This window comes from Streptomyces sp. NPDC033178 (assembly GCF_055577685.1).
Genome location: NZ_JBVIPT010000001.1, coordinates 481,913 through 495,307, shown reverse-complemented (window position 1 = coordinate 495,307; position 13,395 = coordinate 481,913). Strand labels below are relative to the sequence as shown.

The window sequence follows — 13,395 nt, the reverse complement described above, 5'->3', positions numbered from 1 at the left end:
GTCATCATACGTGTCGCCGTCATCCTCTGATGTCTGGTGGCACTCGGGTTCGGCTGATGTGGAGTGATGTGAGCGAGACCGAGGTCACCACCGCCCCGCGCCCCCTGCTGCTGGCGGACGGCCGGCCCGCCGCCCGGGCGTGGTCGCTGGACCCCGTCATGAAGCACCTGAACCACGGCTCGTTCGGGGCGGTCCCGCTGGTGGCGCAGGAGCGGCAGAACGAACTGAGGGCCGAGATGGACAGCGCCCCGGTGGTGTGGTTCCCCGCGCTGCCGCAGAAGATCGCCGACGCCCGCGTCGACCTCGCGGCCTTCCTGCGGGCCACCCCCGACGACCTCGCCCTGGTGCCCAACGCGAGCGCCGGAGTGAGCGTCGTACTCAACGCTCTCCCGCGCCGCCGCGGCGGCGCGATCGTCGTCACGGACCACGGCTACGGAGCCGTGACCATGGGCGCCGAACGGCTGGCCCGGCGCTGGGACGGCGAGGTCCGCACCGCCCGGGTGCCGCTGGCCGCGGACGAGGAGCAGGCGTACGAGGCCGTGATGGCGGAGGTCGACGACTCGACGGATCTCATCGTCGTCGACCAGATCACCTCGGCGACCGCCCGCCGGATGCCGGTCGAGCGGATCGGCGCGGAGGCCGCGAGGCGCGGGATCCCCCTGCTCGTGGACGGTGCGCACGCCCCCGGTCTGATCGAGGCTCCACTGGACGGCCTGACGTGCGACTTCTGGGTCGGCAACCTGCACAAGTGGGGCTGCGCGCCGCGCGGCACCGCCGCGCTGGTCGCACGGGGCGCGCAGCGCGAGGACCTCTATCCGCTGATCGACTCGTGGGGCGCCCCCGATCCCTATCCCGACCGCTTCGACCAGCAGGGCACGGTGGATGTCACCGGCTGTCTCGCCGCGTCGACGGCACTGGACTTCGTCGACCGCACCTGGGGCTGGGACACCGCTCGCCAGTACATGGACGATCTGGCCGGCTACGCCGAGCGCCTCGTCGGAGCCGCCTTCGCCGAACTCGGCGCAGTCCCCGGCACCGTCGACGTGGGCATGCCCGTTCCCGGAATGCGGCTCGTGCGGCTGCCCGAGGGGCTGGCCCCCAGCCGGATCGAGGCGGACGCACTGCGCGACCGGGCGGCCCGCGAACTGGGCGTTGAGGCGGCCTTCACCAGTTTCGACGGCATCGGCTACATGCGGCTGTCCGCACACGTCTACAACACCGCCGCCGACTACGAGTACTTCGCCGAGGACTGCGTTCCCGTCCTCGGCGAATGGGCCCGCGCGGCCCACTGAAAGCCCGGCGCGTCGACGGCGCGACACCGCGCTTACCCAACACCGCGATTCCCCGACACCACGGCCCCCGACACACGGCTCACGGCCCCCCGAAGCCGCGGCCGGCGCGCCCGTATCCAAGGAAGAGGTCGGCACGATGAGTAGAAGGACGGCAGCTCTCGCCCTCGGCACAGCCGCCACCATGGTCCTGACCGGCTGCTCCGCCATGAGCGGCGGAGAAGCCGACGGGACGGTCACCCTCAACATGGTCGAGAGCCTGACGAACCCCGCCCGCACGGACCTGCTGAAGAGCCTGATAGCGGACTTCGAGAAGCAGAACTCCAAGATCAAGGTCAATCTGATCTCGCCGCCCACCGAGCAGGCGGACCAGAAGATCCAGCAGATGCTCCAGTCCGGCAGCGGCGTGGACACCCTCGAAGTACGGGACACCACCGTGGGCCCCTGGTCGAACAACGGCTGGCTCTACGACATGAAGAAGGACCTCAAGCCCTGGAAGGGCTGGGAGGCGATGACGGAGAACGCCGTCAAGGCCTCCGAGACCGCCGCCGGCAAGACGTACTTCGTCCCGTACGGCTTCTACGGCCTGAGCGTCTTCTACCGCACCGACCTGATCAAGGAGGCCGGCTTCGACAAGCCCCCGGCCACCTGGGACGAACTGCTCGAACAGGCCTCCGCCATCCACGACCCGGCCAAGCGCCGGTACGGGTACGCCTTCCGCGGCGGGGCCAACGCCAACGGCAACGCCACCGCCGTCATCGAGGCGTACGTCGCCGACAAGATCGACCCCGCCGACGGCTTCAAGGTGAAGGACGGCAGCACGATCTTCGCCGCCCCCGAGGCGGTCGACGCGATGAAGACCTACCTCAAGCTCTTCAAGGAGGCGTCCCCCAAGTCGTCGGTCTCCTGGGGCTATCCGGAGATGGTCGAGGGCTTCTCCAACGGTTCCACGGCCTTCCTGCTTCAGGACCCGGAAGTGATCGCCACCGTCTCGGAGTCGAAGGCGATCGCGAAGGACCAGTGGGACACCGCCCCGCTGGTGGCGGGGCCCAGCGGCAAGACCGTACAGCCGCTCGCCACCGCCGGCTGGGGGATAGCGGACGGCAGCAAGCACAAGGCAGAGGCCGTCAAGCTGGTCGAGTTCCTCTCCGAGGGCAAGGCGTCGACGGCCTTCACCAAGAAGAACAGCCTGGTGCCGATCCTCAAGTCGGCGACCGAGGACCCCTTCTACAAGACCGGGCCCTGGTCCAGCTACGTCACCATGACGGAGAACCCGGACACGTACCTCAACGTCAGCCAGCCGCGCGGCGTCGCCTGGTGGGCGGAGTGGCAGCAGAAGGCGGACGCGGACATCCAGAAGATGGTGCTGGGCAAGACGACTCCCGAGAAGCTGCTGGACGGCTGGGACGCGTACTGGACCGAGAAGCGGCAGCAGGAGAACTAGCCATGCCCACCGCGTCCGACACGACGGAAACGACGAAGACGGCATCGGCGGGGCCCTCCGGAACAGGGGGCACCCCGCCGGGCCGCGGCGCGCAACGAGGCCGCCGCAAGCCGGAGTTCACCGCCCGGCGCGGCTTCATGATCGCCGCCTTCATGGCACCGGCCGCGGTCTTCGTGGCGGTCTTCACGTACTACCCGATGATCGCCGGCAGCCAGATGGCCTTCCGCAACTGGAAGCTGACGGACCTGACCGACACCTCCTGGGTGGGCCTGAAGAACTTCCGCGACGTCTTCGCCGACCCCGCCTGGGGCACCGTGCTGGGCAACACCGGGATCTGGGTGTTCGGTTCGATCGTGCCCCAGCTGGTGATCGGCTTCGCCCTCGCACTGTGGCTGCGCAGGAGGTTCCGCTTCCGGGGCCTCTACCAGGCGCTCATCTTCTTCCCCTGGGCGATCTCCGGCTTCCTCATCGGCATCCTGTTCCGCTGGATGTTCAACAGCGAGTTCGGCGTCGTCAACGACCTCCTGCAGAAGGCCGGGTTGATCGACGAGCCGGTCGCCTGGCTGGCCGACCCGGAGACGGCCATGTTCGCCGTCGTGGTCGCCAACATCTGGTACGGCGTCACCTTCTTCACCATCATGATCCTGGCCGCGCTGCAGTCCATCCCCGAGGAGCTGTACGAGGCGGCGGCACTGGACGGCGCGGGCAAGGTGCGCACCCTGTTCCAGATCACCATTCCGTACATCCGGGTCACGCTCGCGCTGACCGTCCTGCTGCGCGTCATCTGGATCTTCAACTTCCCCGACCTGATCTTCGGGATGACCGGCGGCGGGCCGAACAACGAGACGCACATCGTGACCACCTGGATGATCAAGATCACTCAGCAGGGCGACTACGGCAGGGCCTCCGCGCTCGGGCTCATCGTCGTCGCCACGCTGCTGGTGTTCGCGGTCTTCTTCCTCCTGGCCACGCGTGAGAAGCGAGAGGTGAAGTCGTGATCGGCAAGGAGTCCACGGCGGGCCGGGCCACCAAGTTCACCTTCCTGGGACTGTGGCTGGTCTTCACCGTCTTCCCGCTCTACTGGATCACCATCACGTCCCTGAAGGCGCCCGGCGACATCTTCGCCTTCCCGATCGCCTACTGGCCCGAGCACTTCTCGCTGGAGAACTACAGCGGGCTCTTCGGCAAGGCCGACTTCGGGGTCTACCTCACCAACAGCCTCCTCGTCGCGTTCGTGGCGGGCGTGGTGGCCACCGCGATCTCGATGCTGTCGGCCTATGTGCTGGCCCGTTTCGAGTTCCGCACCAAGTCCGCCCTGCTGATGGCCGCGCTGGTCACCCAGATGATCCCGACCTTCATCGCGCTGGGACCGCTGTACCTGCTCATGACCGACCTCAACCTCGTCGACAACAGGCTCGGGCTCATCCTCGTGTACGTCGCCGTGTGCATCCCCTTCTGCACGGTGATGCTCCGCGGCTTCTTCGAGAACATCCCGGACGCGCTGGAGGAGGCCGCCATGATCGACGGCCTGTCCCGGTTCGGAGCGCTGTTCCGGGTACTGCTGCCGGTGATGCGTCCCGGGATCGTGGCCGCGTTCATCTTCAACTTCGTCAACTGCTGGAACGAGCTGTTCCTGTCGGTGACGCTGATGAACAGCGACAGCAACAAGACCGTCCCCACGGCCCTGAACGGCTTCATCTCCAGCTTCAACATCGACTGGGGATCCATGTCCGCGGCCGCGGTCCTCACCATCCTGCCCACGATGCTGCTGTTCGCCTTCGCCAGCCGCCACATCGTCCAGGGGCTCACCGCCGGTGCGGTGAAGGGCTGAGGGAGGCCTCGGAGAGTGGGCGCGGGCGCTGGGCCGCGTGTGGCTCAGCCGCTGCGGCCCTCCAGCGCCGCGGCGATGTCGTCGAGGTCCTTGGCGATGGCCTTGCTGACCGCCCGCGCGCCAAGGGCGCCCATGATCTTGGCCAGAAAGCCCGCGACTCCACCGGACGCCACGGCCGAGAACGTCATGCGGACCGTCGTCGTCACTGGGCCGTCGGCGCGCAGCGCCCACTCCGAGATATAGCGCGAGCCGTGGGACTCGGCCTCCACCACATACCGCTCGGGCGGCTCGCTGGCCGTCACCCACATCTCCTCGGTGGCGTCCTTGCCGAACATGCGCCGCGTCTCCCGCCACCGCGTGCCGACGCCGAAGGCGCCCTCCGTGAGGACCTCGACCTTGGATACGCTGCTGAGGACGTGCTGCATGCCGGCCAGGTCGGTGATGGCCTCCCACACCGGTCCCTGGGCCGCGGCGATCCGCCGTTCGACGACGACACTTCTGCTGGTCATGGTTCCCATGAAAGCACCAGGGTCCGACAACGGCCTGATGACCGCATGAGGGACCTGGGCTCACCCTCGGCCACCGACCCGAACGGCCGGGCGCCTTCAGAGGCGCCCGGCCGCGGTGGTGGATCAGCCCGTGACGTCGAAGGACGCGGCGCGGGACACGAACGTCGTGTCCCCGTCCCTGGCCGCCGCGAGCGCCGAGACGTACCAGGTGCCCTGGTCCAGCTCGGCCGCCTCCTCCTTCGTGACCCGCAGCGTGTAGGTGCAGCGGGACGTCTCGTCCGTGGTGCTCCTGCACGTGGCACTGTCCACGGACCGGAGCTCCGCCTCGGTCGGGTCGAGCTTCGAACTCGCGGGCCACGCAAGGACCTTGAGGCTTGAGATGCCCGAGTCGTCACTCACGTCCGCGGTGAAGGTGAGCTCGCCCGCGCCGCCGTCGGACGGAGCGACATAGCGGGCCGAACCGTTCTCCAGGGTCGGCTCGGTGGCGGCGGAGACCGAGGCCAGAGGGAGAGCGATGAGTCTCAGTGTGCTGGTCGTCGACGACCAGGGCGTCGTACGGGCGGGGTTCGTCGCCATGATCGACGCCGAGGAGGACATGACGGTCGTCGGCGAGGCGGCCGACGGCGCCGCCGCGGTACGCCTCGCCGACGAACTGGCGCCCGACGTGGTCGTCATGGACGTCCGGATGCCCGAACTGGACGGCATCGCTGCCACCCGGATCATCACCGGCCGCCAGGACGCACCCCGCGTCCTGGTGCTGACCACCTTCGACCTCGACGCGTACGTCTTCGACGCGCTGCGCGCGGGTGCCTCCGGATTCCTCCTCAAGGACGTACACCCCGCCGAACTGCTGCAGGGCATCCGGGTGGTGGCCGCGGGCGAGAGTGTGCTCGCCCCGTCCGCGACCCGGCGGCTCATCGGCCACTACTCGTCCGGGGCCGGCGCCGGGATCGGGGTCGGCACAGGCCCCCGCGAGTTGGACAGCCTGACCGGCAGCCAACGCAACGTCCTCGCCCTGGTCGCGTCCGGGCTCAACAACTCGGAGATCGCCGAAGAACTCGGCATCACCGTCGGCACCGTGAAGTCCCACGTCAACGCGCTGCTGCGCAAACTCGGGCTGCGCGACCGCGTCCAGGTCACGATCCTCGCGTACGACCTCGGCCTCGCCCGCCCCAACCCGCCGGGCGCCCACCTGTGACGGCCCACCGGCACGCACGCCTCACGACCCCGCCGGCCCGTCAGACCCGGGCGATGAGTTTGACCTCGACGAGTAGCTCGGGGAATGCCAGTCGGGGGGTGCCGATCATGGTGCTTGCCACCTGGGGGTCCGGTCGGCCGTAGGCCTCCTTGCGCACCGGCCCCGTCGCGGCATCACCCGCATCGGCATCGACCACGTAGATGACTTCGTCGACGACGTCGTCCAGCGATGCGTCGAAACGCTTCAGCAATTCTGCGGCGTTGGCATAGCACTGGCGCAACTGCTCGCCTATGTTGGCGAAATCAGTGACCATCCCGTCCTCGTTCACCGGAGCCGGGGCAACGAGTTCCGTCCCGTTGTGTGCCACCTGGCCGGAGACGTAAATGGTATCGCCGCGCTTGACCGCCTGTACGTACCCGTAGCCTTCTTCCCAAGGGACTCCGAAGCTTTCCACCTGATCTGCCTTGCTCATGTCGATCCGATCGTCAAAAGTGCGTTCTGTAAGTCTGTAAGAACGAAGGGGGCTGTGTGAGAAAGATATTCAGCCAGGTCGGGGTGGACCAGACGCAGCCGTGCCACTTTCAGCAAGGATCGTGCCGGAACCGCAGGCCAGGTCCGGTGTCGTGTCCGTGAGTTAGCCTGGAGAGAGGGGCGTGGGCAGTAGGGGGCACGGAGACCAGGGGGCGCAATTGCGATCCAGAGACGACCGGACAATTGTCGCGATCCTTGCGATGCCGCGAGCGTATTCACTGGACGTCAGCATCCCGGCGCATGTGTTCGGTCAGCATCCGGGCTATCGGGTCTTCGTGTGCGGCGACCAGAATCCCGACGCGGACGACGATTCGAGCAACCGGCCATCGCACACCGACGTGGCCGCGGACATCAGGCCGACCCACTCGCTCTCGGATGTGGAGTACGCCGATATCGTCGTCGTTCCGGGCTATGAGAACCCGAGTCTCCCCATCCCGGAGGGCTATCTGAAGGCGGTGCGGCTCGCTGGTGAGCGGGGCGCCCGTATAGTCGCCGTCTGCACGGGCGTTTTCGCGCTCGCGGCCAGCGGAATGCTCGACGGGAAGACGGCTACGACGCACTGGCAGTACACCGACCAACTTCGGACGACGTATCCCGGAGTCGACGTCGCCGAGAACCGGCTGTTCGTCGAGGACGGGGCGTTCCTCACGTCCGCGGGTGCGGGCTCGGGAATCGACGCATGTCTCCACGTCATCCAAAGCGATTTCGGAACGACAGTCGCGGACGAGGTGGCGAAGGACGTCGTCTTCTCCGCTGCCCGCAGTGCGAGCGAGCCACAGTACGTGGACGTTCCGCCCCTTCCTCGCTCCGGCCTTCAGGCGACCCGGGAATGGGTGATCGAAAACATTGGATCCTCGATCACCGTGCAGCGGATGGCGGACCACAGCCGGCTCTCGCGGAGAACCTTCATCCGGCACTTCGTGCGCGAGACAGGAATGCCTCCCATGCACTGGGTCGCCCGACAGCGGATCCTCGGCGCGCGCCGACTCCTCGAATCCTCCGACTGGTCCGTGGAGAGGATCGCCGGAGCGACGGGGTTCGGCACGGCCGCGAACCTCCGGAACATCTTCCGACGAGAGGTGGGAGTGACCCCGACCGCCTACCGGAAGACACATGCGGCGATGGCCGTCACTTGGTCACATACGCGTTGAGCGGAGACAACCCGTCCAGGTCCACCTGGACCCCCTTCAGCCTGGAGCTGTAGAGGAACGTGCGCACCGGCACGTACACCGGAATGGCCGCCGCCTGCTCCATCACCCGGCGGTCGACGGTGGACCACTTCTCGCCCGCGGCCGCCACGTCGGCCGTCGCGTTGGCCTCGTCGATCGCGTCGTTGACCGCCGTGCTGTTGAGCCGGGAGAAGTTGGAGGTGGTCGGGTAGGTGTAGCGGCCGTCGAAGGAGTCGGGCAGAAACGCCGACGCCAACGGGAGGCCGCTGATGTTCATCGGCAGGCGGGCCAGGTCGTAGGCGCCATCGCCTACGTTCTCGTAGATGTCGGAGACGTCGACGTTCTTCAACGTCACCCGGAAACCGGCCTTGTCCAGGGCCTTCTTCACCGCTTTGGCCCGTGCTTCGTCCGCTGTGGTGGCATGGGCGAGGGTGAGCGGGAAGCCCGTCTCGCCGGCCTCGGCGAGCAGCGCGCGGGCGCCGGCGGGGTCACCGTGCGCCCCGGCCCCGTACAGGTCGAAGTCGCGCGAACCGGGAATGCCCGGCGGCATGAGGTGGTGCGTGGCCACGCCGTCCTCGCCGCTCGCGGCCAGCACGTCCCCCGCCGGATACGCGGTGGCGATGGCCTGACGGACCTTCAGTTTCGGTACGCGTTTGGTGTCGACCGAGTACGCGTGGACATACGGGGCCGGTGACGTCACCCGGACCGTGCCGCTGCCGGTGGCGCCGTCCGTCCTGCCCAGCCCGTCCTTGTCCAGCGAGCCGGAGAACGTCATCACGGCCGACTTCGAACCGGCCGCGCGGATCCGGGACTTGATCTCGTCGAGAGTCAGCGAACCGGTGATCTCGTAGCGGTCGGGGTACGCGGTGCGCACCGGGTCCGTGTCCGCGCGCCACTTCGGGTTGCGGGTGAGCGTGAGGTTCCTGGCACCGGTGAAGGAGTCGACCTGGTACGGGCCCGTCGACGGCAGGAGTGTGGAGGTGCCGGAGATGTCGGCGACCCGCTCCGGCACGGGCGCGCCGTTCGGGCCTGCCAGGACGACGTTGAAGTCGGGGTGGGCGCCGTCGAGGTGGAACACGATCGTGCGGTCGTCCGGGGTCCCGATGACGCCCGGCGGCATCTCGTGCTCGCCGCCGATGCCGTCCGCGTCCTCGGGACCGAGCAGGAAGCTGCGCAGGGTGCGGTCGCCCATCGGGAACTTGTCGGGGTCGAGGGCGCGCTTGACCGCGAACACGAAGTCCTGGGCGCGTACGGGCGATCCGTCGTTGTAGGTGAGGCCCGGTTTGAGGGTGAACGTCCATTCGCGGCCGTCCAGCGACGGCCGGCCGGTGTCCTGGGCGAGGTCCCCGACGAGTCGGACCGAGCCGTTGGGCAGGGTTTCGAGGGTGGTCAGGCTGCGGTAGACGAGCCGGGAGATCAACCGGTCGGCCCCGGACCACATGTTGCCCGGGTCGAGAGTGGTGATACCACCCGGTTCGAGGACCGTGACCTTGCCGCCCTTGGTGGCGCCCCGCACCGCCGGGGCGGGGCCCTTGGCATCGGCGTCGGAGCCGAGCGTGAGGGTCTGGGTCTTCGCCACCGGGGCCACAGTGCCGGTGCCGGCCTTCGGCCCGCCAGGGCCGCTCTTCCCACTTCCCTCGTCGCCGTCGTCGCCGCCGAAGGGCTGGACGACCGAGAGCACGACCACGAGCGCGGTGACGACCGCGGAGGCCGCGATCCACGTGACGCGCCGCCCGCGCAGGCGAGCGGCCGGGGCAGCGGGCGGCTGCTTCGGGAGCGGCGGCGCGAGCAGGTACGAGGTGGGGTCGGGGCTGGTCGTTGTGGCGCCCGGGGCGAGTTGCGGCGCGGCTGAGGCAGCCGCGGAGTGCTGCGGTTCGGGGGTTCCGGGGGATACGTGGGCCGGGCTCCCCGGTGCGGCCGAGAGGGCGGGCTGCCCTTGAGGCGGGGTGTGGTCGGGGAGTTGGGCCGGAGGCTCGCCCCCGAGTGGGACCCGCGGCACGGGCAGGGCCAGTCTCTCGAATACCGCTCGTGCCTCCTCCGCCGTCGGCCGCTGATCGACCGGCTTCGCCAGCATCCGCCCCACCAGCTCGTCCCACTCGGGGGCGAGCCCCGGACGCCGTACGGACGGCTTCTCCGGTGTCTCGTACACATGGCTGTGCATCAGCGCGGGCGCCGACGTCGAGTCGAAGGGCGGTGCACCGGTGAGCATCTCGTACACCGTGCAGCCCAGCGCGTACACGTCCGTACGGCCATCGTCCGCGCCCCGTGTGAAGCGCTCCGGCGCCATGTAGGGGAGGGTGCCGATGGGGGAGTCGGCGGTCGCGGTGAGCCTGCCGCCGCCGGCCGCCGCGTCGAGGAACTTGGCGATGCCGAAGTCGAGCACCTTGACCGTGCCCTCGTCCGTGAGCATCACGTTCGCCGGTTTGATGTCGCGGTGCACGATGCCGGCCCGGTGCGCGGTCGCCAGGGCCCGGCAGACCTGTGCCGCGAGCTCCGCGACCCGCTCCGGCGGCAGCGGCCCCTCGGTCAGCAACTCGCCCACGGTCCGGCCCGAGAGCAACGGCATGACCAGGTAGGGGACTTCACCGTCCGCCCCGTGGTCGAAGACCGGCACGATGTACGAGCTGTCCAGTGCGGCGGCGGCCCGCGCCTCCCGCCCGAACATGGCGAGCAGCCGCTCCCGCTCGGCGCCGGCCGTGCCCGGCGGCAGGCTCAGCAGCTTGACGGCCACCGGGCGTTCGAGCCGAGCGTCCCTGGCCCGCCACACCACACCCATACCGCCGGCACCGATCCGCTCCGTGAGCGTGTACCGGCCGTCCAGGACCGTGTCGCGCATCCCCGCCCCCACTCGCTCAAGGAATCAGCGGTCTCAATGTACCTACGCACAAGGGGAGTTGAGCGGTTCCCGGGTGAGGCATGAGGGCTTGCGTGACCGATGCCGACGTCCCATGCTTGCCGCAACGTCGAGGCAGGGGGGCCTTGAGATGCGACACGGGCGCGTCATGCGAGTCGCCGCCCTGCTGGGTGTACTGGTGTGGGCGGCCGGCTGCTCGGACGGCGACGACGAAGCGCCTGGATCGTCGGCGCCACCAACCGCATCGACCCCGGCCACAACCGGGACCCCGTCGAGCAGCCCGTCCAAGCCGGCGTACTACGACAACGACGACAACGTGCTGATGGCCAAGGGCGACTGCTACGGACCCCCGAGAGGCGACGAGCAGGGTCATGCCGCGGAGATGCCCTGCGACGACCCCGACGCCATCGGCAAGGTCCTCAAGCGTGTCGAGAAGAAGACGACCGTGTACACGTACACCGACTGCTCCGACTCCGCGGACGACGTGCTGGGCATCAGCGGCGATCCCGGATGGGAGGTCGCGGGCTCGCGCGACTACCTCAAGTACGCGGTCGGCGTGGGCTATGCCTGCGTACGCAACCTCAAGGCCCCGCACCCCGGCGAACCGGGCCAGGGCGGCATGGAGGTCCGCGTCGGTGACTGCCTGGAGGCTTCGGACACGGGTGACAAGTACGAGGAAGTCCCCTGCGAAGGGGAGGTGCTGCCCGATGTCAAGGTCATCGGCGAACCGGACCTGGACAACAACTGCCCGCGCAAGGACGACACTCAGCTCACGGAGGAGTCCATCCTGGACGTCGCCGGGCTGGGGGGCGGTCCGGTGTACTGCGCGAGGGCTTTCGCGGAGTTGTGAGGAGGCGTGCGCGCGGAGCCCGGCGTACGAGTGTAGCGAGCCGGTTCTCGCCTCTTCCTGCTGATTCGGGTGGTCCGTTGCTCTCCTTGAGTGGGTGTCCCGGCCGGTCCGGTCCGTCTGTTGAGAGGATGCGGGGTGGGGGTTGAGGCCGCTGATCCCGGCGCCCTTCAGCATGATCTGCCGATTGGAGGCGGCCATCACCTCACCGGAGACGCTGGGCGTGGCAGGCCGTGCCAGGACGCCCCGGCCGAGCCACACCAGATAGGCGGCCCCGAGGACGGTCAGCGCCGTGAGCAGGGTCGCGGAGCTCGCGACGATCACCACCCGGCCGGCCACCGCGAGCACGGTGTATCCGGCGTATCCGGCGACCAGTCCGGCCACGGCGGGGACAAGCGACCGGCTCCGCAGCCCTGCCGTGATCGCGTACGCCCAGTCCGCGCCGGGCGTGAACACCAGCAGCAGATCCACTGCCAGGAAAGCCGCCACTGTGCCCGCGTCCACGCTGAACCGTTCCCTCTCTCGCTGACTCCTACGAGAGGGAACGTTAGGCGGGATGTGCGCGAAAGTGTTGCCATACTTTCTCCGCATCCGGGCTGCTGGGGCACAATCTTTCCCATGGATGACCTGGACCGGAAGATTCTTACCGAGCTACAGCTGGACGGCCGTCTGACGGTGACCGAGCTGGCCGCCCGGGTGAAGCTGAGCGTCTCGCCGTGCCACCGGCGCCTGCGCGACCTGGAGCGGACCGGCGCGATCCGGGGCTACCGCGCTGTCGTGGATCCGGCCACTGTCGGCCTGGACTTCGAGGCCCTGGTCTTCGCCACCCTGCGCTGGGAGGACCGCGACACCGTCGCCGCCTTCGAGCAGGCCGTGGCCGCGGTCCCGCACGTGGTCCAGGCCCAGCGCCTCTTCGGCGAACCCGACTACCTCCTGCGCGTCGTCACCGCTGACCTGTCGGCCTTTCAGCAGCTGTACGACCAAGAGCTGGCCACTCTGCCCGGCGTCCAGCGCCTGACCTCCACCATCGTCATGAAGCACGTTGTCGACGACCGCCCGCTGCCTGCCTGAGACCGGTTTCGGAGGCGCTTGTTCCCGGCGAGCGCCCGGAATCGGCCAACGGAAGTGCCGTCGAGGACTGAGTGGGAGAATCCCCATCCTGGGGCCGAGCTACGGCCATGGGACGGTCGGTGCATCTCTCCGTCGGCGCCCGGGAGGACCGGAAGGAACCGTCAGCGTGATCGAGTGGGTGTTTCTCAGCGCCGGGGCAAGGCCAGTCCCGCGGCCGGTCGCGACCCCGCTGGTCTGGGCTGCGGCTTTCGGCGGTGCCCTGGTGCTGGTGGCAACCCTCAACACCCTCGTCGGCCCCGACCGGCCCGCACTCGCGCTGACGGCGCTGTCCTTGCTGGCCGCCCTGCTGGGCGGGCGTTCACGCTTCACCGCGGCCCCCGGAACGGCCGCGCTGTGCTGGCTGTTCCTCAACGCCTTCGCCATCCCGCCCCTGGGCACCCTCAGCTGGGCCGGGCACCGCGACACGTTCTGGCTCAGCTGCCTGCTCGCCGCGGCCCTTATCGGCACAGCAGTCGCCCGCCTCGTCCATGCCCGCGCCGCCTACCGCCGCATAGCCGCGGGAGCCGGCCCCGCGGCGTGGGAACCGGGCGAGCGCCCGGAGGACGCCTGACCGGCGCAGGGGCACACTCGATGCGTCGTACGGGTCGTGCGT

The 13,395-nt window shown here is 69.0% G+C and carries 13 protein-coding genes and 1 pseudogene; 9 read left to right on the top strand and 5 right to left on the bottom strand.

Annotation, left to right across the window (positions count from 1 at the left end; translation table 11 throughout):
- Positions 1-68: 68 nt before the first annotated feature.
- The 4 genes from ACZ5VQ_RS02485 (at position 69) to ACZ5VQ_RS02470 (ending at position 4,564) form a co-directional block, all read left to right on the top strand.
- Entirely contained in the window at positions 69-1,292 is a 1,224-nt protein-coding gene (locus tag ACZ5VQ_RS02485) for an aminotransferase class V-fold PLP-dependent enzyme (RefSeq protein WP_469103291.1), read from the top strand.
- A 136-nt stretch (positions 1,293-1,428) separates the two neighbouring features.
- Entirely contained in the window at positions 1,429-2,733 is a 1,305-nt protein-coding gene (locus tag ACZ5VQ_RS02480; RefSeq protein ID WP_469103290.1) for an ABC transporter substrate-binding protein, read from the top strand.
- Positions 2,734-2,735: 2 nt separating this feature from the next.
- Positions 2,736-3,731 carry a carbohydrate ABC transporter permease gene (locus ACZ5VQ_RS02475; RefSeq protein WP_469103289.1) on the top strand — a complete coding sequence of 332 codons (996 nt, stop codon included), beginning with the start codon at positions 2,736-2,738 and terminating at the stop codon, positions 3,729-3,731.
- Positions 3,728-4,564 (top strand): carbohydrate ABC transporter permease, encoded by an 837-nt coding sequence (locus ACZ5VQ_RS02470; protein WP_398885989.1) that lies wholly within the window; start codon positions 3,728-3,730, stop codon positions 4,562-4,564. Before ACZ5VQ_RS02475 ends, ACZ5VQ_RS02470 begins: the two co-directional genes overlap by 4 nt.
- Positions 4,565-4,608: 44 nt before the next feature.
- Here the strand turns inward: ACZ5VQ_RS02470 and ACZ5VQ_RS02465 are convergent, their stop codons facing one another.
- Complete coding sequence (locus ACZ5VQ_RS02465) at positions 4,609-5,073, bottom strand: SRPBCC family protein (protein WP_362070754.1); 465 nt, start codon at positions 5,071-5,073, stop codon at positions 4,609-4,611.
- A 123-nt stretch (positions 5,074-5,196) separates the two neighbouring features.
- Positions 5,197-5,649 (bottom strand): DUF5707 domain-containing protein, encoded by a 453-nt coding sequence (locus tag ACZ5VQ_RS02460; RefSeq protein WP_469103288.1) that lies wholly within the window; start codon positions 5,647-5,649, stop codon positions 5,197-5,199.
- Here ACZ5VQ_RS02460 and ACZ5VQ_RS02455 point away from each other — a divergent pair.
- Positions 5,588-6,271, top strand: a complete 684-nt coding sequence (locus ACZ5VQ_RS02455) for a response regulator (protein ID WP_469103287.1) — start codon at positions 5,588-5,590, stop codon at positions 6,269-6,271. The two genes, ACZ5VQ_RS02460 and ACZ5VQ_RS02455, sit on opposite strands and share 62 nt — an antisense overlap.
- Positions 6,272-6,311: 40 nt before the next feature.
- Here ACZ5VQ_RS02455 and ACZ5VQ_RS02450 read toward each other — a convergent pair whose 3' ends face one another.
- Positions 6,312-6,743: a Rid family hydrolase gene (locus ACZ5VQ_RS02450; RefSeq protein ID WP_469103286.1), complete on the bottom strand. Its 432-nt coding sequence runs from the start codon at positions 6,741-6,743 to the stop codon at positions 6,312-6,314.
- 217 nt (positions 6,744-6,960) lie between these two features.
- Here ACZ5VQ_RS02450 and ACZ5VQ_RS02445 point away from each other — a divergent pair, with 217 nt between their 5' ends.
- The gene (locus ACZ5VQ_RS02445; RefSeq protein WP_469103285.1) at positions 6,961-7,953 is read left to right on the top strand and encodes a GlxA family transcriptional regulator; all 993 of its coding nucleotides are present in this window, start codon (positions 6,961-6,963) and stop codon (positions 7,951-7,953) included.
- Here ACZ5VQ_RS02445 and ACZ5VQ_RS02440 read toward each other — a convergent pair.
- Positions 7,931-10,807 carry an ABC transporter substrate-binding protein gene (locus ACZ5VQ_RS02440; protein ID WP_469103284.1) on the bottom strand — a complete coding sequence of 959 codons (2,877 nt, stop codon included), beginning with the start codon at positions 10,805-10,807 and terminating at the stop codon, positions 7,931-7,933. The genes ACZ5VQ_RS02445 and ACZ5VQ_RS02440 overlap by 23 nt on opposite strands.
- 166 nt (positions 10,808-10,973) lie before the next feature.
- Here ACZ5VQ_RS02440 and ACZ5VQ_RS02435 point away from each other — a divergent pair, with 166 nt between their 5' ends.
- The gene (locus ACZ5VQ_RS02435) at positions 10,974-11,675 is read left to right on the top strand and encodes a hypothetical protein (RefSeq protein WP_469103583.1); all 702 of its coding nucleotides are present in this window, start codon (positions 10,974-10,976) and stop codon (positions 11,673-11,675) included.
- A 195-nt stretch (positions 11,676-11,870) separates the two neighbouring features.
- On the opposite strand, the pseudogene ACZ5VQ_RS02430 reads toward ACZ5VQ_RS02435, so the two are convergent.
- Positions 11,871-12,263, bottom strand: a pseudogene (locus ACZ5VQ_RS02430) (LysE family translocator); the annotation flags it as partial.
- A 27-nt stretch (positions 12,264-12,290) separates the two neighbouring features.
- Here ACZ5VQ_RS02430 and ACZ5VQ_RS02425 point away from each other — a divergent pair.
- Together ACZ5VQ_RS02425 and ACZ5VQ_RS02420 are read left to right on the top strand one after the other, a co-directional pair.
- Positions 12,291-12,743: an Lrp/AsnC family transcriptional regulator gene (locus tag ACZ5VQ_RS02425; RefSeq protein WP_469103283.1), complete on the top strand. Its 453-nt coding sequence runs from the start codon at positions 12,291-12,293 to the stop codon at positions 12,741-12,743.
- Between the two features lie 166 nt (positions 12,744-12,909).
- The gene (locus tag ACZ5VQ_RS02420; protein WP_469103282.1) at positions 12,910-13,353 is read left to right on the top strand and encodes a hypothetical protein; all 444 of its coding nucleotides are present in this window, start codon (positions 12,910-12,912) and stop codon (positions 13,351-13,353) included.
- Positions 13,354-13,395 lie beyond the last annotated feature (42 nt).